A 26,137-nucleotide genomic window follows, 5' to 3' on the forward strand; every position below is an offset into this window, starting at 1 on the left:
GCGCCTCTAATAAAGCACCTGAGGTAAGCGTTCAATCAAGCCATAGAAATATTCCATCAACATTTGCGTCATCCAATGCCCAAACAGCATCAGGGCCAAAAGCGTGACAATCAAACGCGGTAAGAAGCTCAATGTTTGTTCGTTGATGGATGTCGCAGCTTGAAAAATCGCGACTACAAGGCCGATAAGCAAGCTTGGGATGATAATAGCGCAGACCATGATAAGCACCATCCAAAGTGCTTCACGGAAAAGCTCGACAAACATTTCTGGTGTCATGTCTTATCCTCTATCTGCGCTTATCTAAAGGGCAAAGCTGCCCGCGAGTGTCGAGAGTATCAAGTTCCAACCATCGACCAATACGAACAACATCAACTTGAACGGCAACGAAACAATCATTGGTGACAACATCATCATACCCATTGCCATCAGTACCGAAGCGACTACAAGGTCAATAATCAAAAACGGCAAGAAGAGCATAAAGCCAATTTGGAATGCAGTTTTTAGCTCTGAGGTGATAAAAGCCGGAATCAATACCGCCATCGATACATCTTCTGGATTCTCGACTTGCTCTCCTGACATGGTTACAAACGTCTCCAAATCTTTGATTCGCGTCTGTTTAAGCATGAATGCTTTCATTGGCGCTTGTGCAGCATCAAACGCTTCTCGCGCCGTGACTTGCTCGTTCAAATAAGGCTGAACAGCTTTGTCGTTGATTTCGTTCAGGACAGGAGACATAACAAAAAAGGTCAAAAACAGCGCAATACCAATAATAACCTGATTAGAAGGCGTTTGTTGCAAACCCATTGCCTGACGCAATATCGACATTACCACCACAATTCGAGTGAACGAGGTCATCAGAATCACCATGGCAGGCAAGAAGCCAAGCATGGTCATTAACGCTAAAATTTGTAGTGTAACTGAGTAGTCTTCACTGCCATCAGGGTTCGTGGTCATGGTGAATGCTGGAATACCACCGCCACTAGAAACGGACATAGAACGGCTAGCACCAGTATCACTTTGCATAGCCTGAACTGTAACACTACTTCCATCGGCTAAGTTATCTGGCAGCGCTGACTCCTCTGCTTCAGCAAAGGTAAATGAAGAAAACAGCATGCCGACAAAAAGTAACAACTTACTCAGGAGCAAACGAATTGGATTACCCTTTGTCATGTTTTTTGATCAGCTGGCTAAATTGAGTCGCAAAAGCATTGGTCGCCAACTCTTCCTCTTTCAGTGGCTTATCTAACTTGGCTAAAGTTTGGATCGATTGGCTAGTAATCCCAACCAAAAACTGTTCTTCACCCACTTGAACTACTGCGATTCTTTCTTTTGTACCCACTGGCAACTGACTCACTATACGCAAGCCCTTTTGTTGTCCCATCGCTGGCACTTGCATACGTTTCAGCAACCAAGCCAGCAAAAGAATCACGCCGATTACAAGCACAAGCGAGCCAAGTGTCGTCGCAAGATCCAGATTATTTGGTGCGGCAGCAAATGCATAAGGAGCACTTAGCATTAAGCTCAGTGCTCCAGTGATTTGCTTCAATCGCATTTTGATTGAACGACTCATCTTAACGCAGCTTCTTAATTCGTTCAGTTTGGCTGATCACATCCGTCAAACGGATACCAAACTTATCGTTGACGACCACAACTTCGCCGTGAGCAATCAAAGTACCGTTAACCAATACGTCGAGCGACTCACCGGCTAGACGATCCAACTCAACAACCGAACCTTGGTTAAGCTGCAACAGGTTCCGAATGCTAATTTGAGAACGACCGACTTCCATCGAAATCGTCACCGGGATATCCATAATAGTGTCGAGTTTACGACGCTCATCTTCGCTAATTGGGCTTGAAGTGTCTTTTAGCTCTTCCAGTGGCGCAGCCAATACTTCATCTACGTCTACAGAAGGGGCGGACGGGTCTTCGCCAAGAGCGGCTGCCCATTCGTCTGCTAGCTTTTGATCGTCACTTGGTTCCATTTTTCTATCCTGTGTTACGCCTTACTCATGCCATAGCATGTCTGTTTAATAAGGTATCTTAATGGTCTATATCGTCTTCACTCTCAAGCTCGGACATGATGTCTTTACCTAAGAAAGCTAAATCTGTTTTGACGACATGTGGGCGCTCAATTTCCTCAGAAATTTGCACCGCTAATTTGTCTTCCGAACGACCCATTTTTACGCGATAGGTCGGTAGGTCTTCTACAAACATCGTCGCATGTTCTGGCATTTCAATCGGGATGATGTCGCCCGGTTGCAGCTCCATGAGATCACGCAAAGAAATGTCTTTTTCGAGCAAGTTCACGCGGAAGTTAACCGGACAATCCATGATCTCTTCACGTAGTGCTGAGCTCCAGCGAACGTCCGTTTCCATCTTGTCGGACTGAACACCTGCATCCAATAGTTCACGGATAGGCTCAACCATGGAGTAAGGCATAACGACATGAAAATCGCCGCCACCGCCGTCAACTTCTATATGGAATGAACTCACGACAATCACTTCTGTCGGGCTGACAATGTTTGCCATGCTTGGGTTTACTTCAGAGTCGAGATATTCGAACTCTACCCCCATCACTGGCGACCACGCTTCTTTATAATCTTCAAATACAATTTTCAGTAACAACTGAATGATGCGGCGTTCCGTTGGGGTAAATTCGCGGCCTTCGATTTTGGCGTGGAATCGACCATCACCGCCAAAGAAGTTTTCTACCAGAATAAAGACTAAACGAGCCTCCATGGTGATCAACGCAGTGCCTTTTAACGGACGAAAACGCACCATGTTCAAACTGGTTGGCACGTACAATGTGTTCTGGTATTCACCAAACTTCATCATCTGCACGCCATTGATCGACACCTCTGCCGTTTTACGCAGCATATTAAACAGACTAATACGCATGTGCCGTGCAAAGCGCTCGTTGATAAGTTCGAGCGTCGGCATTCGGCCACGTACGATTCTGTCTTGCGACGAGAAATCAAAATTGACGGCACCCTCAGTGTCGTTTTCTATCGGTTCATCGACGTCATCAACATCGTCAACCCCATGCAATAGCGCATCAATTTCGTCTTGGCTTAATAGATCGGTCACGTTTTACCTATTGAATAACAAAATCTGTAAACAGTACTTTTTCAATCACTGGCTTACCGACCGCAGCATTCAGCGCTGCTTTGATATCTTCGGAAGCTCGATCGCGCAATTCCACTCGTCCTGTAGGAGAGCGCAATTGATCAACCGTCGCGGAAGCAAACGTTGATAGCATAGAGCTTTCAATCAGTGGCGAATGATACCGCGCCAACTCTTCATTTTCTGCACCGCGAACCATTAACTGCGCTTTAATTTGAACCAGCCTATCGCGGCTATCCCCAGTAACGTTAAATACAAATGCCTGAGGAAGATTCACATACGCGATGGGCGCAGCATCCGATGCCTTCACTTGAGCCTGTTGAGACGATTCAGCCTGAGCAGGTTCATCAGAGCCCATTAGAAAAAATGCCGCTGCCCCGCCACCAAGTAGTAATACTACAACAGCGATGATGATGATAAGTAACTTGCTTTTTCCTTTCGGCGCATCGGCCCCTTGTAACTGTTCTTCTGCCATTCTTGTCTCTTATTATTCTTTTGAGTTACCAAGACGTTTTAGTGAGTTGCTTGGTAACCGTATGCTATTGCCGTTAAACGGCCTTTTATGCGTAAAAACTAATTCCATCACGCTTTGAAGCGACATTCAAATCCAGATTGACATCAGATTCAAAACCCTCTTCGGACTGTCCAGAAAAACCGCCACTTTGCGCGCTTTGACCATGTTGTTCAGCAGTATACCTACCTTGCTGTTGCCCGCTGTTTTGTTGCTGGACGGAAGAATCAGCCATCTGCATACCTTGTTGCGCTAGCATTTCTCTCAAACGAGGGAGCGTCTGTTCAATAATGTCACGAGCTTGCGGGTTGTTCACTGTAAAATGTACATTGGCAACGTCGTTATTCATGGTCATACGAATTTGCATACGACCTAACTCTGGTGGATCAAGACGAATATCGAGATTTTTCAGATTCTTCGACATCATCATTTGCACTTTTTCCGCAACTTGCTCGTTAGCGAGCTCTTTAGTTAGTTGCAACGGAAGCTGAGCTTGTTGTGCAGCATCAATACGCGCTTGTTGCTGCACATTAATTCCTTGCTGACCTGCCATAGCCTGAAGCTGTCCAGCGAAGCCATGTTGGAGGTCCGGCTTATCTTGTTTATCCGCAGTCGCCTTTAGCGCACCAGTCGCCAATGCTGCGTTCATCACTTTCTGGCTAATCTCTCCGTCTTTCACACCTTGAAGCGACGTCGGCACTTGGGCGGCTATCAACATATCGGGCGTTGGAGATAATGCGACTTTTTCTCCACTATGAGCAGTTTGTGGCTGGGGTACTTGAGCCGCTGTAAGCTGGATTTGCTGAGACACTGCCATAGGTCCAGCCTGGCGAGTTAAATTATGTTGTACTTGTTGCTCTGCGAGAATCTGTTTAATGTCATTAGGGAGCGCAACAAATTGGGCAAGGTCTTGATCAGGAATATCCGCCGTGATCCTTCCTTGTTTCAACCCTTCAATGATCTGAGCTTCTTGCTGAGTCAGTGGTTTTCCTTGCGCCAACTTAGTATCTATAACTTCAAGTTCATCCAAGGAGACTCGTGGAAGCGCGTCGATGTTGGAACCATCAACGTCTGTTAACAACGGCGACAGATCATTAGCTACTTCACCACTGACTGCGCTCTTAGTCGTCGGATGGCTGGCTTGTTTCGCTAGCTCTTGCCAAGCAGCAAACTCAGACGAGAGTTTGTCGACATCGATAGGTTGACCATTCTTATCTAAAATTGGCTCTAAGTCTTGCCCTGGGATCATCTGTGCTTGTTCAAGCGAATGAACTAATGGCGTTTCATTCAAAGCCAGCTCATCAAGGTTTGTCGAAACGGTTGCTTGCTCGTGGAACGAATGCACTAAATTCGCTCTCTGAGGCAAAACTTTGCCACTATCGATGGATGCATTACTCGCATTCAGGGTTTGATTCGCTTGTTCAATTCGACCAAGAAGCTGTTGTCCTTCGCCCATCGTGCTTTTTACGTCCATTGTATTTGATGGGTTGCTCGTATCGACTGATGTTGATTTCACTTTTTCAATAGCTTCAACATCATTCTCCAAAGGTGTGCTGTTACTCGCCTTTTGTAAACTTGCTTCTTCACTTAAGGTTGCATTCGGTTTGTTTGCTGATATTTCATCAAAACCATGGGTCTCGTCACTGACGGATTCTTGGCTTTCTTGCGCCAACAATTCGTCCGAGACGTTAGCAGAAGAAGTACTGCCTACATCCGCTCTTTCTTTTTCTTCAACCACTGTCGATTCTGTTGCTACTTTTTCGGGCTTTTGTTTACCAGCAAACGCATCGGTTAACGTTTCTAAAAATCCCTTGCTCTCAGTGCTCTCTGCGGACGCTTTAGCGGACACATCAGAAACTGGCGTCTTGGTAGTCGCAGATACATGGGACAAATTCACACTCATTTAGAAACTCTCGTTCTCGTGGCTCTGAGTATATCGCTGGCAGGCAGCAATACTGGCGGCAAACTAAGGTCAAAAAGACCCGACACTGACAGCTAAAATGCAAAAATCACACCACAATATTGAGCCAATTCTCGGCAAGCTAATAGATGGCATGTTTATGGAACAAACATCAACAATACTATCCGATAACCTGGTTCCTAACATGATGTACAGCTACTTGATTGACTTTGAAAAACGATAAGCGTAAACAGACACTTGGCTTAACAATTAAGGAATCACTTTGAAGATCACAGAATTACGCCAATATAGAATCAGAGCAGGCAAAACAGAACAGTGGCTAAGTTGGATGAAGGAAGAACTGTTGCCCTATCAACGCTCACAAGGCATGCGTGTACTGAATACTTACGTCCACACTGGTGATGATGGACATGACTATTTTGTTTGGCTTAGAGAGTTCGACAATGAACAAGCACGCCAGGTTCTCTACGAAAAAACATACAACGAGTGGTGGGTTCGCGAGATTCGACCGAAGGTATTTGAGCTAATTGAACAAGACTCAATCAAAGTTACCTTACTTGAATCGGTAGAGATGTAGTCAACTGCAACACCGTAATGCAATATCGAACCGATAACCTTTAGAAACGATGTGGTTTTCGACTGTAAAGTAAGGTGGAAAACTCGTCCATTTGCTTTTGTTCGCGCTTAGCTTCAGCAAGTTGTTTCTCTTTTTCGCGTTTGTCTATCATCCACTCATAGGATTTGCGTTCTTTACGCACGGTTAACCAATATTCTTTACAGTTTTCAACCTGCTCTTTGAAATGACTTTCTGCTTGCTTTTGCTTAGATAAAGTTTCATCTAGCTGGGTAAGGAATCGATTTAAGTGTCCATATTGACTTGCCGTTAGGCCCGCCTGACCACGGTCGACGAGCTGCTGGCAATAATCAAGCCGATACTTTTCAATTTGTTCAACCTGACGGTAATAATCTTCGAGTTCAGAACGCGCTTTGTTCAGTGCAAGCACAGCTTGGTCTTCACGATCCTTAGTTTGCTCAAGTAGAAACTCCATCGCATTATTCATGCGCTATCACCCCACCCAAAATGTTTCTAAGCATATTGACGCACATATCGTATGGCACCGATTCTTTCATGCTCTGCTGCAAGTATTCGTCTAACTTCGGTTTCAAAGTAAATGCGCCATCAATAGCAGGATCGGTACCCGGTTTGTACGCTCCAATCGAGACCAAATCTTGATTCTTGCGACAAATAGACAAGACCTGTCGCACCGCTTTTGACATCAGAACGTGCTCTTCGGTCGTGATTTGCGGCATAACACGGCTCACCGACTTCTCGACATCAATCGCCGGATAATGGCCTGCATCCGCCATTTCACGAGAAAGAACAATATGGCCATCAAGAATGGCTCGCGATGCATCCGCTATCGGATCTTGCAAATCATCCCCTTCGGTCAACACGGTAAAGAACGCCGTAATCGAGCCTTGCTCGGCACTTCCATTACCCGCTCGCTCAACCAGCGCTGGCAGCTTGGCAAATACAGAAGGCGGGTAGCCTTTCGTCGCTGGCGGCTCACCAACAGAAAGTGCGATTTCACGCTGTGCTTGTGCAAAACGAGTCAACGAGTCCATCAATAGCAGAACATCTAACCCTTGGTCCCTGAAGTATTCAGCAATCGTTAATGCCGTTTGGCACCCCTTTAAGCGCATTAGAGGTGAAGCATCGGCAGGCGCCGCGACCACCACTGAGCGGCGACGACCGTCCTCACCCAAGATCTCTTCGATGAACTCTTTAACTTCACGTCCACGCTCACCTATCAGGCCGACGACCACAACCTGTGCGGTGGTGCCTCGCGTCATCATGCCAAGCGTGACCGATTTACCCACACCAGAACCTGCAAACAGACCGATACGCTGACCTTTACCAACCGTCAACAAACCATTGATGGCTTTTAGGCCAACATCGAGCGGTTCAGAAATTGGTTTTCGAGCCAACGGGTTGATCGGCTCGGCATTAAAAGAGGCACGGTGATCGGTATACAAAGGGCCAAGTCCATCAAGTGGATTCCCAACCCCGTCTATCACGCGCCCAAGTAACTCCATGCCGACAGGCAAACCAGCGTCACTGGTTAAAGGGGTGACTCTCGCGCCAGGTAAAATGCCCGTAATTTGTTCGCTTGGCATTAAAAATAGGTTGTCACCTGAAAAGCCGACAACCTCAGCTTCCATCTGACCTGACATGGTTTCCACTAAGCATAAACTGCCAATTGGTGCGCGACAGCCGGTCGCTTCCAACGTTAACCCAACCACACGCACCAGTTTGCCAGAGGCGACAGGGCGCGTCGTAAGGCCTTCAACTTTGTAGCTTTTTAATCGGTCAGCGAGTGCTTGCATGGATTACTCACCCTCTTGATGACGGTTTGCGCCACAAAAGCTGTGCAATACGCTTTTGACGCGTTCTTCCATGCGATAATTAATGCTTGATTCACCTGCTTCAATCTGGACGTCACCTCGATTGAGCGATGGCTCAGCAACTAACGTCCAGTTGCGACAATCAAGGTCTTCTTCACCATAAGCTGAACGAATAATCGCGACATCTTCTGGATTCAGGTGCAAGGTAATAGGGTGGCCTGATATTGGTAGCGCCTCGACCGACTGCTTCACTGTATCTAAAATAATTTGAGGGTTGGTTTGTACTTCAACGTGCACCACTTCTTTGACTAAACAGAGCACCATATCCACTAGCTGCTTTTCAACCTGAGCATTCATCAACTCCAAAGGTTGAGCAAACTGATTGGCCAAGTTCATGAAGGTTTCAACTTGCTGCTGAATGTATTCTTGCCCTGCAGTTACCCCTTCAGCTTTTCCGAGCTCGAGACCTTCAGCATGGCCGGCTTGCAACCCTTCTTCTTTACCTTTGTCGTAACCTTGCTTAAAGCCAGCTTCCTGACCTTGATGTAAGCCTTCTTGATAAGCACCTTGCTTAATCAGTTCAATTTGCTCTTCGGTTAGCGCAAGTGGCTGCTCTTCTTCAGGCTCATCAAAATTCGGCACCCATCCCGGGTCATAGTTGAACGCGGTTTGTTTTGCTTGTTTGGCTTTAGGCTCGCCATAATCAGGCAGCCCCCAACGTTGAGGTTCGATCATCGAATCATCTTCATCAGGACGGATAAATCCACGTTTTCTATCGCCAGCCATGGGTTACCTATTGTGTGTTCGATTAAGAAGTGAGGGTGCTCCGCAATAGGATAATTGCGAAGCAATAGAAATTATAAGAATTCGTCAGCACCGCCAGACAACATGAGCTCACCAGCATCCGCCATTCGACGGGCAATTGCTAAGATTTCTTTCTGAGCGGCTTCTACATCTGCCACTCGTACTGGCGGCATCGCTTCTATATCATCACGCATCATATCAGCAGCACGTTTAGACATGTTCTTGAAGACTTTCTCACGTAACGAGTCATCTGCACCTTTGAGTGCTTTTTGCAACACGTCTTGTGGTACGTCACGCAGCAACTTCTGAATACCTTGGTCGTCCACTTCGACTAAGTTTTCGAAGACAAACATTAGGTCTTGGATTTGCGTCGCCATGTCTTCGTCCTGATCGCGAATTTGTTCCATTAACAAACCTTCGACGTTGTTGTCTAGGTAGTTCATGATCTCCGCTGCTGCTTTCAGGCCGCCAATTTTGGCTGCTTGTGCACCCGCTTGACCCGCGAACTGTTTCTCCATGATTTCGTTCAACTCTGCCAATGCTGATGGCTGAACTTCTTCAAGGTTGGCAATACGCATCATCAGATCCAAACGCACGCGCTCAGGTAACTGAGACAAAATCTCTGCAGATTGGTCTGCTTCTAAATAAGACAGTACGATAGTTTGAATCTGTGGGTGTTCATTGACGATAATGCTCGCCACTTGGCGTGGGTCCATCCATTTCAAAGAATCCAAGCCTTTTGAGCCCGTACCAAGTAGGATCTGGTCAACTAAGTTGTTGGCTTTGTCTTCACCAAGAGCGGCAACCAGTGCATTACGCATAAAGTCTTCGCTGCCCATACCAATGTTGGTGTATTTCTGGATATCCTCCAAAAACGCACGATGAACAGCAGATACCTTGTCTTGGCTGAGATCCTTCGCGCGAGCCATCGCACTACCAACACGCTGAACCTGTTTTGGTTCTAGGTGACGGATAATGCCAGCTGCATCTTGTTCATTAAGGCTCAGTAGCAAAATTGCCGCTTTTTCTTCGCCAGTAATGGTTGAAACATCCAGCTCTACTGGCATTCCCGCGGCGTTGTCATCTTGAGGTACGATATCGTTAGCCATTGTCATTCATCCAGTTTTTCACTACTTGAGCAGCCAGTTCAGGTTCATTCGCAACCAGAGCGCGAACCGCTTTCAATACATCTTCATCTTTATGAAGGTTTGGCAAATCAATACTTGAGCCAAACTCGAACAGTTCGCTGCTTTCGATGTCACTGCCAATCAAGCTAGTTTCACCATCCGCACCAATCGGCAAGCCGTCTGGTCCGTACATTTCGTCTTCATCATCGCTGGTAGGGTTAAGCAATTTCTTCATTGCTGGGCGAACCAGAACCAACACAACCACAATAATCACTAATGCACTTGCGAACCAACGAACCCAATCACTGAAGTTAGGGTGCTCCCAAATTGGTGGTTCTTCTAGCTGCTCAGCCTCTGGCTCAGCAAACTTTACACTCAATACATTCAGTAAATCGCCACGACCTTGATCAAAGCCAACGGTACCAATTAATACTTGGCGAATGGCATTGATTTCAGATTCGGACATTGGGGTATAAGTCACTTCACCCGTATCAGGGTTAACTTGACGACGGTCTTTAATCGCAACAGAAACGGTCTGACGAGCCACCGTCCCGGTCTGCTTTCGCTCGTGGCTGATGGTGGTATCTAGCTCAAAGTTACGCGTGGACTCTTTACGAACTGACCCCTGCCCCATGACAGAACCATCTTTCATTTGAGCCACATCTTGCGGAATTGAGGCATCCGCTGGAGGCTGATTACTCAACGCACCCGGAATACCCGCTACCATGTTACCGTTATTGTAATCTTCGAGTGCGTACTCACTGCGGGTCGCAGGGGTGTTCGGATCAAAGCGTTTGCGAGTTTGTTCAACCGCACTGAAATCCATTTGGATATCAACCTGCGCCGTATAGTTGCCATAACCTAAAATCGGTAATAGTACGGAATCAATTTTTTCGCGCAGCGCTTGCTCTTGGCTGCGTTCTAATTCTTGTTCTTTGCGTCGCGCCGCAGAAGCGGGATCTTGGGAGCCTGAGCTGAGTAAGCGGCCATGCTGATCTGTGACGGTAATTCGAGAAGTTTTCATTCCCGGCACGGCACTCGCTACCATGTCGACAATAGAATCCACTTCTTGCTGCTTAAGGTTCGTGCCTGTCGACAATGTCAAAAATACCGACGCAGACGCTTCTTGGTTATGACGCACAAACACGCTGTGCTTTGGCAGTGCCAATAACACTCGTGCTTTGCGAACTTGCTTCATTTCTTCAATTGCTTGAGCCAATTGGCGCTCTCGACTGAGTTTGAGACGCTCTTGCTCGAGACGTTGTGAAACACCAAAACCCATGTCTTGCAGCAAAATATCATCGCCTGCTTCTGTAGCTTGGTTAACGCCGGAACGAACCATGCCAAGTTTGATCGAGTTGTACTCACTCGATTCAACAGAAACAGTATTGCCATCAAGCTTATAATTGATTTTCTGCTGGTCCAGATAATCCAGAACGGGGATCAATTCTTCGGTCTCATACGCACCAAGTGGGCGCATCTCCGGTTCTTTGACCCAAAAGAACAGCATCACGATCAATGCAACACAGATGGATATCGACAGCACAAGCACAACCTGACGAAGTAAATCGAGGTCGCCCACTGCCATATCGAATTTTGACGCACTGCGCTCTTCTAGATCTGGATTTTGACTCTCCACATCCACATCGGAACTTGCTACCAGTGCACCATCTGAGCCGCCTTCAGTGACGGTTAAATCTGTAGACTTGTCTGCCACACTTATTACCTAAATTACACTGGCATGTTCATGAGATCTTTATATGCCTCAACGAGTTTATTGCGAATTTGAACCGTCGCATCAAAAGCGACACTAGACTTGTTACGAGCGATCATAACGTCAGAAAGGGATACATCGGCATCACCACGATCAAAACGGGTTTGTAAATCACCAGATGCTTTTTGAAGTGTGTTCACGTTATTGATGGCTTTAGTTAGGAGATCGTTAAAATCCGCTCCAACTTTCGCCCCACTTGCAGTAGGAGCCGTATTGGTTGCTTCTACCATCATGGCGCGCATTTCTGCCTGAATACCATCAATTTTCATTAGCACCTCTAAGCCAAAAGATTGACTATTAACAAAACTGATTATTGACACAGCAATTAACGTGCCATAAGACATTAGCAATCAATTTACTTACACTTTTCGTCTTATGGCCGTTGTCTGTGTTAATTCGGGATATCTATACCAGCATCACGCATTTTGGCAAGCTTATAGCGCAAGGTTCGAGGGCTTATACCCAGTTTCTCCGCCATTTCTTTGCGTCGACCATTACACTCAACCAAAGTCTCTAAAATAATGGCGTATTCTTGATCGCGCAGCTCGCTGCCTAAGCCTTCTCCACCAGTTACTGGGCGGCTGACACTCTCAGCTTGAGCAACTGGCTTAACATTGGGCACGACCATATCTGCATTTTGCACCACGTGTTGTAAGCTATTGGCATCTTGCCAATCTACGCCCTCAAGCAAAATGTGCTCAGCATCGATGTCGCCATTTTCACTTAATATCAGCGCTCGTTGAACCACGTTATCCAACTCACGAACATTACCCGGCCAAGGGTATTGCAATAGTTTTTCTAACGCAACGGTCGAGAATTGAGGCACTGGCATGCCCATTTTGCTGCAATGACGCTCAGCAAGATGCTTGGCAAGCGGTGCAATATCGCCTTTACGTTCTTTAAGTGCAGGCCACGCAATTGGGAATACATTCAGGCGGTAATATAAGTCCTCTCTGAAGTTTCCTTCTGACACGTATTGCTTAAGATCACGGTTACTAGTCGCTAACACACGAACATCTAACTTGATGCTTTTGCGACTGCCTAGGCGCTCTACTTCTCGCTCTTGCAAAACACGCAACAACTTCGCTTGCAGGTTCAAGTCCATTTCGCTGATTTCATCAAGCAAGATTGTGCCACCTTGCGCTTGTTCAAACTTTCCTGGGCATGCCTGAACAGCACCAGTAAATGCGCCCTTTTCATAGCCAAACAGTGTTGCTTCGAGCATATTGTCAGGAATCGCGGCACAGTTAATTGCGACAAAAGGACCATTTTTACGATTTGACGCGTTGTGAATATAACGCGACATCACTTCTTTACCTGAGCCACTCGGACCTAGCACCATAACATTCGCATCTGTACGCGCCACTTTATCGGCCAACGCGAGTAAGCTCAGACTTTTCTCATCAGCAACGATAGCGTCACCGTTGTCATCACTTTTTATCGGTGCATAACAACTGACCATATTTAGCAACACTTCTGGTGCAAATGGTTTCGCCATGTAGTCAATCGCGCCGTCTTTCATTGCCGACACGGCATCTTCAATATTGGCGTACGCCGTCATTAGCAATACTGGTAAGTTAGGCCAATTCTGCTTGATGCTTTTGAGCAGAGCTAAGCCACCCATACCCGCCATTTGCACATCAGAAACGACGATATCAACCGTATTCGATTTCAGCTTTAACAGTGCATCTTCAGCACAGTCCGCTTCCAACCACTCATACCCAGCCAGAGCCAGAGTATCGACTAGGGCTTCACGAAGACCTTCATCGTCTTCTACGATCAGCACTTTGCTTTGCGCCATTATGATTCTCCAGAAATTGTTATTACCAAAAGCCGCTTATTGCGCTTCTGTTTGCACTCGCTCTAGCGGAATGCACATGGTGAAGCAGGCTCCATCACCCTGCTCTGAAATAAGTTCCAATCGACCGTCATGGGCACGGCAAACCATTTGAACAACTGCCAACCCTAATCCAGTTCCTTGAGAACGTGTGGTAAAAAATGGCTCCATGATTTTGGCTTGCAGTTCTTCGGGCACTCCCGGTCCGCTGTCTTGCACAGAAATGCGTAACTCACCATTTACCGGGCGGAAAAAAATATCGACTTGCGATTCTTTACCAGACATTTGAATCGCATTCATGACCAGATTACTCAATGCGGATGCAATGGCGTTCGCATTGCCTAGTAGTTCAGTTTGTTCTTCTTCCACTTCTAGGCAGTAATCAATACTGTTGTTTTTTAGCGCGGTTTCGACCATCGGCTGATATTCCGCTACCAACTGGGCAATCGTAAATGGCTTAATGACTTTATTATCACCACCTTTAGCAAAAAGCAGCATATCATTAACCTGCTTTTCCAAATCGTGCAGTCGATCCATTAATTTGGTTTGGAAGCGATCTTTTGTCGCTGGAGGAAGATTTGGCGCTCCCAAATTGGATGCATATAACATAGCGCTCGACAGCGGCGTTCTTACTTGGTGAGCAAGCGACGCAACCATACGTCCTAACGACGATAAGCGCTGTAAATCACTGACACGAGCTTGAAGTAAACGGGTTTCGGTTAAATCGGTAATCAGGATCAATTGACCTGTTGTGGACGCCGAGATGGCGAGTCGAACTTTACGGCCATTCCGCAGGGAAACTTCATGGCCATCATCTTCACGTGGGTCAAACACCGCCTGGATAACGTTGAACCATTTTTCGTTAACCAGTGGAATCTCAAGAATTCGGTGCGCTTCTGGATTTGCTTCACGCACTACTCCGTACGTATCGAGCAAAATCACTCCAGCAGGCATCACATCGAGCACCTGTTTGTAGCGCTCAACCTGATTCTCTACGGAATCTAAATGGGATTGATTGGTGTTGTTATCCATTACTGCCTGTCGAAATATCGCCGCTAAAACTAAAATAGCTTGGTAAGCAATTAGCGTACCAAGCTATTTTCTATATTTATCAGGACGTTAAGCTATCGACAATAAGTTGACACTCAGAGATAACGGTTTTGGATGCCAGAAAAACGATGTTAACTAGCACAAGTGATAATTCAGATATCGTCTTAAAACTTCACTTTACCTAGCGCTGTAAGTTGTACTTACGCATTTTTTCCACCAGCGTAGTACGTCGCATACCCAGCATGTCGGCCGCTCTTGCTACAACGCCACCCTGCGCTTCTAATGCTTGGCTGATCATATTAACTTCTAAATCAGCCAGCAGTTCTTTCAAATTAACCCCTTCCGGTGGCAGCGCTTGCGGGGCGTTCATGCTGTGATCAAGGTCGTCTTGATCTTCAAAGCTAAAATCTTCAGAGAAGATATCTTGGAATACATCACGCTCTTGCTCTTCCACCGAAACAAATGGATTGCTCTCTGGTTGGAACTCTGGGATGTCACTGTAGCGATATTTGGTTGGTAGATGGTTTACATCCACCAAGCTATTTGGATACAGAATAATCATTCGCTCAACAAGATTAGCCAACTCGCGTACGTTGCCCGGCCAGTTATGCTCCATAAGTGAGTTGATTGCACGAGGTGTAAAGCAGATAGGTTGTCCGCCTTCCGCCTCTAAACGTGTCATCAGTTCTTGCAGCAGCAATGGTATATCTTGTTTGCGCTCTTTCAGCGCTGGCATCTCAATTGGAAACACGTTCAGGCGATAGAACAAGTCTTCTCGGAACGTGCCTTCTTCAATCATATTTTCTAGATTACGGTGTGTCGCCGCCACCACTCGAACATTTACCTTGATGGTACTATTGCCACCTACACGTTCAAAGCAGCGTTCTTGCAATACACGAAGCAACTTTACTTGCATCGACATTGGCATATCGCCAATCTCATCAAGAAAGATCGTGCCACCGTCTGCGAGCTCAAATCGACCTTTACGGGCAGTTAACGCACCAGTAAACGCGCCTTTTTCGTGACCAAATAATTCGCTTTCTAGGAGCTCAGGCGGTATTGCACCACAGTTAATAGGTACAAATGCGCCATCGCGGTATGAAGAATGATAGTGGATGTTACGCGCAACAACTTCTTTACCCGTACCGGACTCACCTAAGATCAACACGTTTGCTTCCGTGTTTGATACTTGCTCAATCAGGTGTCGAACTTCTTGAATACCTCTACTTTGACCAACTAAGCTGCGAAAAAGCGTGTTTTTGCGTGCACTAGCAACAACATTCACTCCTTTTCGCCCCAGAAAATCTTTGCAGTGGCGTAACGCTTCACTAAGCTGTGGGTAATTAAGCGGCAGCTCTAGTTCACCAACAAAGTTTGGAAGATCATCAACAGGCAAAGGAAAACGGCCCATGACTAGAAGAGGGATGTGGTAAGCGCTGTTTAAATGAGAGATAACCGTACTCGCCGCTTGACCTGCTGGAATATTACCAACAATACAGCACGACCATACGCTAGACCAATCAACATCGCTGAGCTGATCAGAACTGACCGCTTCGCAATTTTCTCCAACAAATTCCAATATATTGCTTAAATTTAAACGACTTGATGCGTCATCATCAATTACAAGCAGCTTTGCCAAACCATGCATAAGTAAGAATGATTGCCTTTATTTTAGGTGCGTTGCGGCCAAACCTTGATTTGCGCAATTGGGTGCTAAAGAAGGCAGAACCACCACACTCAATTTACGATAGACAAAATAGGAAAATCAGCAACAAAAAAGCCATTAGGGCTACTAATGGCTTCTATTTTATTTGAATATAAAAATAAGGCAACCAAGCAATGGAGAGGTGTGAGCTTGATAGAAACTTTGCTACACAACTCGTTGCGCAATTGACAAATATATTCGTCTAGTATCTTAACGCATTGTTTTGACTATTAAATACCAACTTCAGCAGCGGTAAGATTATGAAACTCTGTTGGGATTTGGTCCCAAGCGGACTTGATCTCACGGATAATGTCGATAACGTCGTCGATCAGCTGAGGCTCATTTTGATGGTTAGCAGCAGAAATTTGCGTGATCATAAACTCATACAGTGAATCTAAGTTTGAAGCAATATCACCACCGTCATCCATAGATAGACAGCTGCGTAGCGCGATAATGATGTCTAACGCTTTACCTAAGCGCTCACCTTTTGCTGGAATATTGCCTGCTTGCATGGCTGCTTTACCTTGAATAAGGCGCTCAATCGCACCAGCCATAAGCATTTGAATGACTTTGTGCGGAGAAGCCGCGCTAAGCTGGCTGTCGACTGATACCTTTTTGTATGCTTGCAAAGAACCGCGCATAGTAATCCTCTTTTAAATAAATTTTTTGTACTGCTGAAGTGAACGCTGGCCATAACGAAACTTATGGAGCTCTTTTCCGACCTTTGACGTTTCCGATTGCATCAGCTCGACAATTCTTTTGGTACGAGTTAGCAATGCTTGCCACTCTGCATCCTGCTTAACCAAAGGATTTTGATGAATAATTGGTAACAGGTTTTGCAATAACCGTTCCCTGATATCGACCAAGCGAAGAATTTCTTCAGCATTAAAATCAATTTTTTCTAATTCTTGCGTAATTAGTTGATCTATATCACTAATTTCCATGAGTTCTTTTTGCATTTATTAACCCAACGCACTCATCAAAGCGCCTAACTGGCCCTGCATTTTACCGGTCGCATCTTGCATCGCGGTAAACTTCGCATGAGTACGCTTCTCTAGGCTTTCCATGCGGCGATCTAATGCCGCTTGATCGTCACTCAAACGGTAGTTTTGTTCTGTGAGACTTTTTTCTCGAGTACGAATACTGCCTGTAATACCTGTGATACCGTGAATCGCATCTTCTACTCGTTTAGCAAAACCTGTGTTGCCACCGAAGAACTTTTCTAACTCGTTGAAGTTATTGTTCAACTGGCGATCTAGCATGTCATAGTTGATTTCTAGGGTGCCTTGACGTGTCGTCGTAATGCCAAATTCTGTTAAGGACTTTAGGTTTTCAGGCGCCTTATCGATTCGAGTAGAAAAGACCGATTTTAATCGTGAATCTGCACTGCGTACGGTGCTGTCACCTGACAACGGCCCTTTTTGACCAGTTACCGGATCCACACTCGCCAACGCTTGGGAGGTTTGATAAAACGAGTTATACGCTGCCACAAAGTTTTCGATATCGTTGCGTACACTTTGACGGTCGTACTCGACACCAATTTCAGCAGGCGGTTTATTCGGTTCTGATTTGCCTTTTAGTGTTAAATCAACACCTTCGATCGCATCTTCAATCACATTGTTGTGGCTAGATAGCTTTGCCACGCCATCAAGCAGAACTTCTGAATCTTGCCCTGCTTGTACTTCTGTCATTCCAAGGTATTCTTCAAAAGCAGATTGTGCCTTTGCGATTTTCGCTTCTGCTTCATCAATTTTTTCCAGACGCTCACGTTCTTGAGGATCAAGTTTAGCGCGATGAATTTGCTTAGCTTGCGCTTCGGAAAGTTCACCACGTGCCACTTTTTCGTCTAACGCTTGCTTTTCACTCGCAATTTTTTGCTCGATTTCCGCTTTTTCTTGCTCAAGAAGCTGCTTAGCCTCTTTCGTCGTAACGTAAGAATCGGTTAGGGTGCCCGATGCGGCATTATTCCAGCCTGGTACATCTGGTGCCTTCTCTATTGCCTTTTCGTCGAGTTCGAGCTCTGGTTCTTCATAAGAGTCCAACAAAGTACCTGACGCAGTTTCTGTCCACCCTGGAATTCTGTCTTCAGGGCGTAAACTCGCGCGTCGATTGGCTTCATCAATGGCTTCTTGACCAGCTTTGGCTGCTTCTGCACCCGCCGCAGAGATTGGCGCCTGCGATGCATCATCTTGTACATCGTCTGCCGCTTTTTGCTCTTCTGGAGGTAGAGGATTGCCGTTTACATCCAGATCTTCTGCTGGTTGTTCCGGAAATTTAAGAGGACCTAAGACATCTTCCGCCGCTGAACGAGCTTCTTCAAGCGCGTTGACGCGGTCTTCAAGTGTTTGGTATTCGAAATATTTAAGAGGGTTGCCTTTTTCTGCCTCCACACTGACTCTGATTTGATGATCCTTACCAGAGAGGTTAGAAGCAAGGATAAGGCGTGGACCTTCGACGTCGTTAATAAGAGATGCACGAACGCCAGGGTTATCTTTAGCGCCATTGATGCCACGTACGACATCGATGAGCTTAGATCGGGAACGAACATCGATATTAAAACGCTCATCACCAAGCGAAATCTGCAGCTTACCAGGGCCAAATTTTGCGTCTTCTGGCAATACGTCAGAAGCGACTTTATGGCTCTGAGCAAGCTGCAACACATCGATAGCATATTTGCCAGCGATAGCATCTGTGGTTGCCGTGGCAGATACGATATTGTCATCGGTCGTTTCGACAGTGCGAACGGCAAATGCTTTCTCCTGGCGAAAGTTCGCCATGAGATTTTTCATCGTATCCAATGATTCTCTGAGTCGTCCGTAAGCACTGATACTGGCATTAATTGTCGTGCGTTCGTTGTCGATGCGTTGCTGCTTTGGTACGCGTTCGGCATCCACAATTTTGCTGACCATGGAATTAATATCCATGCCGCCAGACATCCCCAAAGGGCCTAAACTCATCAAATCACCTCTAAAAACGACTTACACTTTTTCAGTCAACAACCCGCTGTTGGCTGTGTGCTCAGCTAGGCGACGCAATACCACTAGCATTTCTTCATCAGGAATTTGACGAATCACGTCACCGGTATTGGCTTCATAAATCGTCACCACATCTCGTCCGGATTCTTCATCCACTCGAAATGCGACTCCTTTGTTTATGGACGTTACAAATTCATTCATTTGTGCGACCAATTTTTCACGTTCTTCTTTGTTCAGTTCTTGACGGCTTTCAGCCATCTCGATCGCAGCTTGAACAGAGAAGTCGTATTCGGTGTTTTTCGCTTTTTGCGGCGAAATCTCACCATTTGAATTTGCTGGGCTAGACGTGCCTATATCATTGCCATTTTTATTTGCAAACTTTGTGCCATTTGGCGTGCCGTAAGGCTGGATGTTCGATGCGTAGGAGGATATATCCATTACAATCTCCCTTCCACCTTATGGGCTAACGATAGAATCTATCGCTTTGGTGCCCCAGCACTAAGGTGTTGACCTCAGGCTGGGTTTACCACTTAGCCCAACAAGCTTAGCGCTGCAGATGGAGACTGCTTCGCTTGAGCCAGGATTGAAGTACTTGCTTGCTGAAGAATTTGCGACTTAGTCATCGCAGTGGCTTCCTTCGCGTAATCAGTATCTTTAATACGGCTTTTAGACGCGTTAACGTTCTCGTTAATGTTGTCTAGGTTGCTGATTGCGTGGTTGAAGCGGTTTTGGAAAGCACCAAGTGAAGCTCGTTGGCTGTCTACGGACTTAAGAGCACCGTCGATAACCGCTACTGCTTCTTGAGAGCCAGCTACTGTGGTTACGTCGATGTCTTTCACTGTTACGTCTTTCGGGCCACCAAAGCCGATCTCGTCTGCTAGGTTGCCAGAAAACTCAACATCACCTTCAACTTTTTGAGAAGAAGCAAATACTTGTAGTTTGCCATCTTCGCCAACAGAGGCTTTTACATCATCGTTTTGACCGTTGATGTATGTCGCTAGCTGTTCAATATCATCGCCTTGCTTAGCGCTGATTGATAGCTCTTTCTCTTCACCCTGCTTGTTGGTATAGCTCATTTTGAACTCTGTTTTCTCACCAACAGTCCAAGATGCGTCTTTACCCTCTTCTGCTGCGTAGCTCTTACCACCCATTGCTGAAGTGTCTGAGCGTAGGTTACCCATAGAAAGCATCACTGCTTCACCTGAGTCCGCACCGATTTGGAAAGATTGAGTACCGTAAGTACCGTTTAGAAGCTTGTTACCACCGAAAGAGGTAGTTTCAGCAATACGGTTTAGCTCATCGTTTAGCGCTGTTACTTCTTCTTGGATCGCTACACGTTCTGCTTTTGAGTTAGAGCCGTTCGCCGATTGAAGCGAAAGATCACGCATACGTTGTAGGATGTTGGTAGATTCATTCATTGCACCTTCAGCAACCTGTGCAATAGAAATACCGTCGTTTGCGTTTTTCACTGCCATGTCTAGGCCACGGCTTTGTGCATTCAAGCGGTTTGAAATCTGTAGACCTGCAGCATCGTCTTTCGCGCTATTGATTTTATAACCCGAAGACAAACGCTCCATTGATTTTTGTTGACCGTCAGCTGCCTGGTTTAGGTAACGCTGTGCAGTCATCGCAGAAACGTTAGTATTAACGTTAATCGCCATAATTGATCTCCTTAAGGCTTTAGTGAATGTACCGTCGTGTCTCTCACCTCACTTAGGTACATCTCATTTCTCTCAGTCCCTTTAACGGCGACCAATGAATATCCTTTAGAAGAAATTTTCAATTTTTTGCGATTATTTTCTTTGGTTTACTGAAATGTGATGAAGCTCTAATGCCGTGATTCGCAGAAATCCTGAGTCCCCAAAAGACAGAAAAAAAACCCAGCCGAAGCTGGGTTTACTCGCTCATCTCTCACCACGAGCCAATGAGGTTCTCGTCTTAGGTTTGAAATTAACCTAGCAGACTTAGCGCTGAGTTTGGCGCTTGTTTCGCTTGCGCAAGGATTGAGCTTGACGCTTGCGATAGAATTTGTGATTTGGTCATTGCCGTCGTTTCTTTGGCGAAGTCAGTATCTTTGATACGGCTCTTCGACGCATTCACGTTCTCGTTAATGTTGTCCAAATTGCTGATTGCGTGGTTGAAACGGTTCTGGAATGCACCCAGCTCTGCGCGGTGGCTGTCTACATATTTCAGTGCCGCATCGATGATAGCAACAGATTCTTGTGCGCCACCGACTGAGGTTACGTCAATAGTATCTACCGTCACTTTTTTACCTTCGCCCAAACCTAGCTCACCAGATAGGCCGCCTGAAAACTCGACTTCGCCTTCGACTTTGTTGTTGCCAGCAAAGATTTGCAGTTTACCGTCTTGGTCTACAGAGGCTTTCACTAGGTCAGTTTGACCGTTAATGTAAGTCGCAAGCTCTTCGATATCGTCACCCGCTTTTGCGCTGATGTTGATTTCTTGCTCTTGGCCGTAGCTGTCCGTTAGGTTGATTTTTAGGTCGTTCTTACCTTCAGCAACGTTCCAGTCTTTACCTTTACCACTTTCAGCTTGGTAGCTCACACCGCCCATCATTTTGTTGTCTGAACGCATGTCTTTTAGCTCAAGCATCACTGCTTCACCGTTATCTGCACCGATTTGGAACGATTTCGCACCGTGTGTGCCGTTTAGTAGCTTGTTACCACCGAAAGAAGTGGTTTCTGCGATTCGGTTTAGTTCGTCGTTTAGCGCGGTCACTTCTTCTTGAATCGCAACGCGCTCTGCTTTCGAGTTTGAACCGTTTGCTGATTGCAGAGACAAGTCACGCATACGTTGAAGAATGTTAGTGGTCTCATTCATTGCACCTTCAGCAGTTTGTGCAATCGAGATACCGTCGTTCGCGTTGCGAACCGCTACATCCAAACCACGGCTTTGTACGTTCAAACGGTTCGAGATTTGTAGACCCGCAGCGTCATCTTTTGCGCTGTTGATTTTAAAACCCGAAGACAAACGCTCCATAGAAGTTTGTTGAGCTGAGTTTGCGTTGTTTAGGTAACGCTGAGCGGTCATCGCTGATACGTTAGTGTTTACATTCACTGCCATGGTGATTTCTCCAATTGATTTTCCGGTGTAGCGGTTTCCGACGTCTCGGAAAACCAAGTAGTTCTCTCAAAGTTACTTTTATTAACGGCGCATGCCCTGTTTTCTTTAGAGAAAATTTTAGATTTTTTTGAAAATAATTCGTTTGGAGGGGTAATCGTGACAAAGCGGATAAAAAAGCAAAAAAACTTTCATTTTTCGCTAAAGCTTCTTTTCGAATTGTCGATACAGGCAGGTTTTGCGTTAAATTCGGGCAAGGCCGTTCATCAGCCAAGCAAGGTCAATGCTAGGTTTGGCGCTTGTTTTGCTTGCGCCAGAATAGAAGTACTGACCTGTTGTAAAATCTGTTGCTTCACCATTTGCGTAGTTTCTTTGGCATAGTCAGTGTCTTGGATACGACTGTTGGAAGCGGCTAAGTTTTCGTGGATGTTATCGAGATTATTGATCGCGTGATTAAAGCGGTTTTGATACGCGCCTAACTCCGCACGACTGCCATCTACCGTTTTCAAAGCATCATCTAAAATGCCGACCGCCATCTGAGCGCCACCGACCGTGCTAATATCAATACTATCTACCGTTCTATTTACGGTGACATACTTGCCAAGTTCTAACTCATCAGCCAGGCCACCACTGAAGGTTGGTCCAGGGTATTTTATGGCGTCCTTGTGGGACATGAGTAACTGCAGTTGCCCCTCTTCATTAACAGACGCTTTCACTTTATCGGTCTGCCCGTTAATGTAAGTCGCGAGTTCTTCTATATCGTCGCCAGCTTTAGCTTCAATACGGATCTCCTGCTCTTCAAAATTGTTATCACGGTAGCTGATAACAATTTCATTATTTCCGTTTTGAACCGTCCAATCTGAACTGACTCTTTGATATGAGCTCATTGAAAAGCTACCTAAAGATTCCGGCTGCATGGTCCGCAGGCCAATTTGTACCGCTTCACCAGCCGTTGCACCGATTTGAAAAGACGATGTACCGAATGTGCCGTTCAGCAATTTACGTCCACCAAAAGATGTGGTTTCTGCAATACGACTTAACTCATCATTTAAAGCAGAGACTTCTTCTTGCAGTGCAGTGCGCTCCGCTTTGCTGTTTGAACCATTGGCTGACTGTAGCGACAAATCACGCATACGTTGCATGATATTGGTCACCTCATTCATCGCGCCTTCCGCAGTTTGCATGATGGAAATGCCGTCATTCGCGTTGCGAACCGCAACATCTAAACCACGCATTTGCGATTGCAAGCGGTTGGAGATTTGCAGACCCGCAGCGTCATCCTTTGCGCTGTTAATACGCTTCCCTGAAGACAAACGCTCCATGGATTGGTTCAGCATGTCAGTTGCACTGGTCAAATGACGCTGTGCGACGAGTGCTGCCACATTGGTATTAACGGTGATCGCCACGAGACACAGACTCCAAATAAATTAAGGCTTTGGATACTTATCGACCAAGTAACAGAAAAGTTTAGTGTTTTTTGAAAAGAGATTGGAATAGAAATAGAAAACAAAAGCCCTCCATTGGAGGGCTTAAGAAATGAAGTCTGAGAACTTACTTGATGGCTAGCTCCGCGAGCATTTCTTGCGAAGGAGCGAAGAAGTACGCACCAGTTACCGCTGTTGTGAAACGAAGCATTTGGTCTGTTTTACCATCTGTCACGCCGTACATACTTTCTAGCATCACTTTAATGTTATGAAGTGTATTGCAGTAAGAAATAAACAGCAGGCCATGAGGCCCTGTCACCGTCCCGTATGGTAAGCTGTGGCGAACAATCTTCAAACCTTTACCTTCTTCTTTGATATCAACGCGACCAACGTGTGATGCAGCAGGAACGTCTTCTAGCTCGATAGAGTCTGACTTGGTACGACCAATCACTTTTTCTTGCGCTTTGACATTCAATCGATTCCAAGCGGCAAGGTTATGTTCAAAGCGCTGAGCCATAACATAACTGCCTCCAGCAAATGGGCCCTCTTTTACTAGAGCCACATCAGCGCGAGCCTCCCCTTTCGGGTTTTCTGTGCCATCAATGAAGTCTGTCATATCACGAGCATCAAGGTAACGGTACCCATATGTTTCGTCCACAATGGTGACATCTTGTGCCGTCTCTTCTAGGAACTTACGCAACACGTAAAAATGCAAGTCGTGACGAGTCGAGTGACAGTGAATCAGCACATCTACGTCTGTTGCAGGAGCAACGATGTCACCTTCGCCAAGTTGAGTAAAATCAATAAGCTCTTCTGGCGCGTCTACATTAAGGTGTTCCCAAAACGATTTTGTGAATGCGATAGAAAGCGTCAGCGCAGCACCTGGCTGGGTAATGTTTAACTCTTCCACCAACTTTGGCAGTGCTTTCAGTTTTTCTAATACGTTTTCACGGTTTTGGTTCACTTTGAGTTGAGTGTACAGTGCAAATGGCCCGGCTTCTGGCACGATCGCCGTTTGAGCTTGTGACATTGAGGTTTCCTCTATTACTTTGCCCCAGAGTGGGAAGTTATTGTTTTTAATTCTTTGAATGCTGCTGTTCATCGTGCGCCAATTGTGGCACATGAAAACAGTCTTTTACCCATATTCCATTTAGAAGATAGATCATAAACCAAGCTAATAAGGTAATGGTAAGGGCGTTTGCCCAATTAAACACTCCATGTTCTAGGTACACATGATACATGGTCTGAGCAAGTTGAATACCGCACAAGATCAAAGTGATCTCGCGACCATAGCGAGTAATTCTGTTTACCCATCCTCTGTCGGGATGACGAAGCCCCATTAACCACATAAGAAGCAAACTTGGAATGCCCATCGCCAAACCTAAATACAACGTACTTGAATCTGGGTAAACAATAGCGAGTAGCTTGCTGCCACTATCACGACTTACACCAGCCATGGCAAACACCACCCATGAACGCACAAGAAACATCCATCCCACCCATAAAATGATCGGCGCCTTTAAAAATCCATGAGCGTCATATTGGTCAAACGAATAGCGCACAACATCTTCTTCTTTATGTGATAAAAACGTCACTTTAACCTATCGTTTCAGAGTTGCAAGCCAACAAAGATGAGAACTGAAGTTCATTTCAGCACCTTACACAGGTAAACTAAACAAAGATTTACAGCGACGTTGATGAGAAACATGAAAAAAAGAACTCCTGCCACCCCTGTGCCTTCTCAAGAAACACAAGCCGAAGCGATGAGAATTGCTAAATCCACGCAAAAGCCCGGCCAAACCAAAGAGCAAACCAAGCTCATCGCTCAAGGTATCGAAAAAGGCATCGCGCAATATAAGAAACAACAAAAAGAGCGCAACCGCCAAGCCGATAAAGCGAAGAAAAAACAGCAACGTGAAAAACAACGTCAGCATGAAGAGATTATCGAACAAGACAATATCACCAACGATGCGCCAAACCATTCATCAAGCAAACTGCCTTGGACACTACTTGTCCTGAGCTGGATTGGCTTTGCTGCTTACATAGTATTGGGGAAATAGCTAATGAAACGCCTGTTACTTGGACTTTTTGTCGTGCTTCTAACGGGTTGCACGATGCCATCTCACCTTACTCATGCTCAAAGTCAAGATGTTCATATTCGCATTGACGCGCAATTCGACCCTGAGCGATGCGAATACAAAGGCGAAGTCACCGGAAGTGAAGGCCATTGGTATAACTACATTTTCATGACTAATGACGCGATGATGCAAGGCGCGATGAACGATTTAAAAAACAATGCAGCGGCTATTGATGCGGACACCGTTTTTATGGTTTCCCCACAAGATTTTATCACTTCATTTAGCGTACTGGGTTCCGCCTACCGCTGCAATGGATGAGGC

General features: G+C 45.9%; 28 protein-coding genes. 3 read left to right on the forward strand and 25 right to left on the reverse strand.

Annotated features, from left to right (window positions below):
- Nucleotides 1–6: 6 nt before the first annotated feature.
- The 7 genes from fliQ to R7E78_RS01120 form a co-directional block, all read right to left on the reverse strand.
- On the reverse strand, nt 7–276 hold the full coding sequence (gene fliQ / locus R7E78_RS01090) for a flagellar biosynthesis protein FliQ (protein WP_005380488.1): 270 nt from the start codon (nt 274–276) through the stop codon (nt 7–9).
- A gap of 24 nt (nt 277–300) precedes the next feature.
- A complete protein-coding gene (gene fliP / locus R7E78_RS01095; protein WP_262640563.1) occupies nt 301–1,170 on the reverse strand; it encodes a flagellar type III secretion system pore protein FliP in 870 nt (289 codons plus the stop codon).
- The gene (fliO, locus tag R7E78_RS01100) at nt 1,157–1,570 is read right to left on the reverse strand and encodes a flagellar biosynthetic protein FliO (protein WP_005380480.1); all 414 of its coding nucleotides are present in this window, start codon (nt 1,568–1,570) and stop codon (nt 1,157–1,159) included. The genes fliP and fliO overlap by 14 nt, the downstream gene beginning before the upstream one ends.
- A 1-nt stretch (nt 1,571) precedes the next feature.
- Nucleotides 1,572–1,982 carry a flagellar motor switch protein FliN gene (gene fliN / locus R7E78_RS01105; RefSeq protein WP_005380479.1) on the reverse strand — a complete coding sequence of 137 codons (411 nt, stop codon included), beginning with the start codon at nt 1,980–1,982 and terminating at the stop codon, nt 1,572–1,574.
- 58 nt (nt 1,983–2,040) lie between these two features.
- On the reverse strand, nt 2,041–3,087 hold the full coding sequence (gene fliM, locus R7E78_RS01110) for a flagellar motor switch protein FliM (RefSeq protein WP_005380478.1): 1,047 nt from the start codon (nt 3,085–3,087) through the stop codon (nt 2,041–2,043).
- A 7-nt stretch (nt 3,088–3,094) separates the two neighbouring features.
- The gene (gene fliL / locus R7E78_RS01115; protein WP_005380477.1) at nt 3,095–3,598 is read right to left on the reverse strand and encodes a flagellar basal body-associated protein FliL; all 504 of its coding nucleotides are present in this window, start codon (nt 3,596–3,598) and stop codon (nt 3,095–3,097) included.
- An 85-nt stretch (nt 3,599–3,683) separates the two neighbouring features.
- Nucleotides 3,684–5,537, reverse strand: a complete 1,854-nt coding sequence (locus R7E78_RS01120; RefSeq protein WP_318057582.1) for a flagellar hook-length control protein FliK — start codon at nt 5,535–5,537, stop codon at nt 3,684–3,686.
- Between the two features lie 280 nt (nt 5,538–5,817).
- Here R7E78_RS01120 and R7E78_RS01125 point away from each other — a divergent pair, with 280 nt between their 5' ends.
- Nucleotides 5,818–6,132 (forward strand): NIPSNAP family protein, encoded by a 315-nt coding sequence (locus tag R7E78_RS01125; RefSeq protein WP_213876293.1) that lies wholly within the window; start codon nt 5,818–5,820, stop codon nt 6,130–6,132.
- A 40-nt stretch (nt 6,133–6,172) separates the two neighbouring features.
- On the opposite strand, the gene fliJ is transcribed toward R7E78_RS01125, so the two are convergent.
- The 18 genes from fliJ to R7E78_RS01215 all read right to left on the reverse strand — a co-directional run bounded on the left by fliJ (nt 6,173) and on the right by R7E78_RS01215 (nt 25,300).
- Nucleotides 6,173–6,616, reverse strand: a complete 444-nt coding sequence (fliJ, locus tag R7E78_RS01130; RefSeq protein WP_005380474.1) for a flagellar export protein FliJ — start codon at nt 6,614–6,616, stop codon at nt 6,173–6,175.
- Nucleotides 6,609–7,943: a flagellar protein export ATPase FliI gene (gene fliI / locus R7E78_RS01135; RefSeq protein ID WP_262640564.1), complete on the reverse strand. Its 1,335-nt coding sequence runs from the start codon at nt 7,941–7,943 to the stop codon at nt 6,609–6,611. The genes fliJ and fliI overlap by 8 nt, the downstream gene beginning before the upstream one ends.
- Before the next feature lie 3 nt (nt 7,944–7,946).
- Complete coding sequence (gene fliH / locus R7E78_RS01140; RefSeq protein ID WP_005380472.1) at nt 7,947–8,747, reverse strand: flagellar assembly protein FliH; 801 nt, start codon at nt 8,745–8,747, stop codon at nt 7,947–7,949.
- Between the two features lie 71 nt (nt 8,748–8,818).
- A complete protein-coding gene (gene fliG / locus R7E78_RS01145; RefSeq protein ID WP_318057583.1) occupies nt 8,819–9,874 on the reverse strand; it encodes a flagellar motor switch protein FliG in 1,056 nt (351 codons plus the stop codon).
- Complete coding sequence (gene fliF, locus R7E78_RS01150; protein ID WP_005380462.1) at nt 9,867–11,609, reverse strand: flagellar basal-body MS-ring/collar protein FliF; 1,743 nt, start codon at nt 11,607–11,609, stop codon at nt 9,867–9,869. Before fliF ends, fliG begins: the two co-directional genes overlap by 8 nt.
- A 14-nt stretch (nt 11,610–11,623) precedes the next feature.
- The gene (gene fliE / locus R7E78_RS01155) at nt 11,624–11,935 is read right to left on the reverse strand and encodes a flagellar hook-basal body complex protein FliE (protein ID WP_005384482.1); all 312 of its coding nucleotides are present in this window, start codon (nt 11,933–11,935) and stop codon (nt 11,624–11,626) included.
- 122 nt (nt 11,936–12,057) lie between these two features.
- The gene (locus R7E78_RS01160; RefSeq protein WP_262640565.1) at nt 12,058–13,467 is read right to left on the reverse strand and encodes a sigma-54-dependent transcriptional regulator; all 1,410 of its coding nucleotides are present in this window, start codon (nt 13,465–13,467) and stop codon (nt 12,058–12,060) included.
- A gap of 36 nt (nt 13,468–13,503) precedes the next feature.
- Complete coding sequence (locus R7E78_RS01165; RefSeq protein WP_005380459.1) at nt 13,504–14,535, reverse strand: sensor histidine kinase; 1,032 nt, start codon at nt 14,533–14,535, stop codon at nt 13,504–13,506.
- Between the two features lie 199 nt (nt 14,536–14,734).
- Nucleotides 14,735–16,201 carry a sigma-54 dependent transcriptional regulator gene (locus tag R7E78_RS01170; protein WP_005384490.1) on the reverse strand — a complete coding sequence of 489 codons (1,467 nt, stop codon included), beginning with the start codon at nt 16,199–16,201 and terminating at the stop codon, nt 14,735–14,737.
- A gap of 287 nt (nt 16,202–16,488) precedes the next feature.
- Entirely contained in the window at nt 16,489–16,899 is a 411-nt protein-coding gene (gene fliS, locus R7E78_RS01175; protein WP_005380457.1) for a flagellar export chaperone FliS, read from the reverse strand.
- A gap of 12 nt (nt 16,900–16,911) precedes the next feature.
- The gene (locus tag R7E78_RS01180; protein ID WP_005380456.1) at nt 16,912–17,217 is read right to left on the reverse strand and encodes a flagellar protein FliT; all 306 of its coding nucleotides are present in this window, start codon (nt 17,215–17,217) and stop codon (nt 16,912–16,914) included.
- A gap of 3 nt (nt 17,218–17,220) precedes the next feature.
- The gene (fliD, locus tag R7E78_RS01185) at nt 17,221–19,215 is read right to left on the reverse strand and encodes a flagellar filament capping protein FliD (protein WP_104979603.1); all 1,995 of its coding nucleotides are present in this window, start codon (nt 19,213–19,215) and stop codon (nt 17,221–17,223) included.
- A 21-nt stretch (nt 19,216–19,236) separates the two neighbouring features.
- Entirely contained in the window at nt 19,237–19,671 is a 435-nt protein-coding gene (flaG, locus tag R7E78_RS01190; protein WP_005384493.1) for a flagellar protein FlaG, read from the reverse strand.
- A 92-nt stretch (nt 19,672–19,763) separates the two neighbouring features.
- Complete coding sequence (locus tag R7E78_RS01195) at nt 19,764–20,894, reverse strand: flagellin (RefSeq protein ID WP_262640566.1); 1,131 nt, start codon at nt 20,892–20,894, stop codon at nt 19,764–19,766.
- A gap of 289 nt (nt 20,895–21,183) precedes the next feature.
- Nucleotides 21,184–22,317, reverse strand: coding sequence for a flagellin (locus R7E78_RS01200; protein WP_005380447.1), 1,134 nt, complete (start codon nt 22,315–22,317; stop codon nt 21,184–21,186).
- Between the two features lie 263 nt (nt 22,318–22,580).
- The gene (locus tag R7E78_RS01205) at nt 22,581–23,720 is read right to left on the reverse strand and encodes a flagellin (RefSeq protein ID WP_005380443.1); all 1,140 of its coding nucleotides are present in this window, start codon (nt 23,718–23,720) and stop codon (nt 22,581–22,583) included.
- 145 nt (nt 23,721–23,865) lie between these two features.
- Entirely contained in the window at nt 23,866–24,768 is a 903-nt protein-coding gene (locus R7E78_RS01210; protein ID WP_213891844.1) for a Dyp-type peroxidase, read from the reverse strand.
- Between the two features lie 46 nt (nt 24,769–24,814).
- The gene (locus R7E78_RS01215) at nt 24,815–25,300 is read right to left on the reverse strand and encodes a DUF2919 domain-containing protein (protein ID WP_021707707.1); all 486 of its coding nucleotides are present in this window, start codon (nt 25,298–25,300) and stop codon (nt 24,815–24,817) included.
- A gap of 144 nt (nt 25,301–25,444) precedes the next feature.
- Here R7E78_RS01215 and R7E78_RS01220 point away from each other — a divergent pair, with 144 nt between their 5' ends.
- Together R7E78_RS01220 and R7E78_RS01225 are read left to right on the forward strand one after the other, a co-directional pair.
- Nucleotides 25,445–25,798: a DUF2956 domain-containing protein gene (locus R7E78_RS01220; RefSeq protein WP_005387718.1), complete on the forward strand. Its 354-nt coding sequence runs from the start codon at nt 25,445–25,447 to the stop codon at nt 25,796–25,798.
- A 3-nt stretch (nt 25,799–25,801) separates the two neighbouring features.
- Entirely contained in the window at nt 25,802–26,134 is a 333-nt protein-coding gene (locus R7E78_RS01225) for a DUF4156 domain-containing protein (RefSeq protein ID WP_005380435.1), read from the forward strand.
- Nucleotides 26,135–26,137: the final 3 nt, after the last annotated feature.

Source organism: Vibrio sp. YT-19(2023) (assembly GCF_033337395.1).

Coding starts and splice junctions, on each gene's coding strand:
- fliN (WP_005380479.1), bottom strand. CDS start 1,982: ATGGAACCAAGTGACGATCAAAAGCTAGCAGACGAATGGGCAGCCGCT.
- R7E78_RS01160 (WP_262640565.1), bottom strand. CDS start 13,467: ATGGCGCAAAGCAAAGTGCTGATCGTAGAAGACGATGAAGGTCTTCGT.
- R7E78_RS01200 (WP_005380447.1), bottom strand. CDS start 22,317: ATGGCAGTGAATGTAAACACTAACGTATCAGCGATGACCGCTCAGCGT.
- R7E78_RS01165 (WP_005380459.1), bottom strand. CDS start 14,535: ATGGATAACAACACCAATCAATCCCATTTAGATTCCGTAGAGAATCAG.
- fliD (WP_104979603.1), bottom strand. CDS start 19,215: ATGAGTTTAGGCCCTTTGGGGATGTCTGGCGGCATGGATATTAATTCC.
- fliL (WP_005380477.1), bottom strand. CDS start 3,598: ATGGCAGAAGAACAGTTACAAGGGGCCGATGCGCCGAAAGGAAAAAGC.
- fliS (WP_005380457.1), bottom strand. CDS start 16,899: ATGCGCGGTTCTTTGCAAGCATACAAAAAGGTATCAGTCGACAGCCAG.
- R7E78_RS01120 (WP_318057582.1), bottom strand. CDS start 5,537: ATGAGTGTGAATTTGTCCCATGTATCTGCGACTACCAAGACGCCAGTT.
- fliP (WP_262640563.1), bottom strand. CDS start 1,170: ATGACAAAGGGTAATCCAATTCGTTTGCTCCTGAGTAAGTTGTTACTT.
- fliO (WP_005380480.1), bottom strand. CDS start 1,570: ATGAGTCGTTCAATCAAAATGCGATTGAAGCAAATCACTGGAGCACTG.
- R7E78_RS01170 (WP_005384490.1), bottom strand. CDS start 16,201: ATGCATGGTTTGGCAAAGCTGCTTGTAATTGATGATGACGCATCAAGT.
- fliI (WP_262640564.1), bottom strand. CDS start 7,943: ATGCAAGCACTCGCTGACCGATTAAAAAGCTACAAAGTTGAAGGCCTT.
- fliG (WP_318057583.1), bottom strand. CDS start 9,874: ATGGCTAACGATATCGTACCTCAAGATGACAACGCCGCGGGAATGCCA.
- fliJ (WP_005380474.1), bottom strand. CDS start 6,616: ATGAATAATGCGATGGAGTTTCTACTTGAGCAAACTAAGGATCGTGAA.
- fliH (WP_005380472.1), bottom strand. CDS start 8,747: ATGGCTGGCGATAGAAAACGTGGATTTATCCGTCCTGATGAAGATGAT.
- R7E78_RS01225 (WP_005380435.1), top strand. CDS start 25,802: ATGAAACGCCTGTTACTTGGACTTTTTGTCGTGCTTCTAACGGGTTGC.
- R7E78_RS01210 (WP_213891844.1), bottom strand. CDS start 24,768: ATGTCACAAGCTCAAACGGCGATCGTGCCAGAAGCCGGGCCATTTGCA.
- R7E78_RS01220 (WP_005387718.1), top strand. CDS start 25,445: ATGAAAAAAAGAACTCCTGCCACCCCTGTGCCTTCTCAAGAAACACAA.
- fliQ (WP_005380488.1), bottom strand. CDS start 276: ATGACACCAGAAATGTTTGTCGAGCTTTTCCGTGAAGCACTTTGGATG.
- fliE (WP_005384482.1), bottom strand. CDS start 11,935: ATGAAAATTGATGGTATTCAGGCAGAAATGCGCGCCATGATGGTAGAA.
- R7E78_RS01195 (WP_262640566.1), bottom strand. CDS start 20,894: ATGGCGATTAACGTTAATACTAACGTTTCTGCGATGACTGCACAGCGT.
- R7E78_RS01180 (WP_005380456.1), bottom strand. CDS start 17,217: ATGCAAAAAGAACTCATGGAAATTAGTGATATAGATCAACTAATTACG.
- flaG (WP_005384493.1), bottom strand. CDS start 19,671: ATGGATATATCCTCCTACGCATCGAACATCCAGCCTTACGGCACGCCA.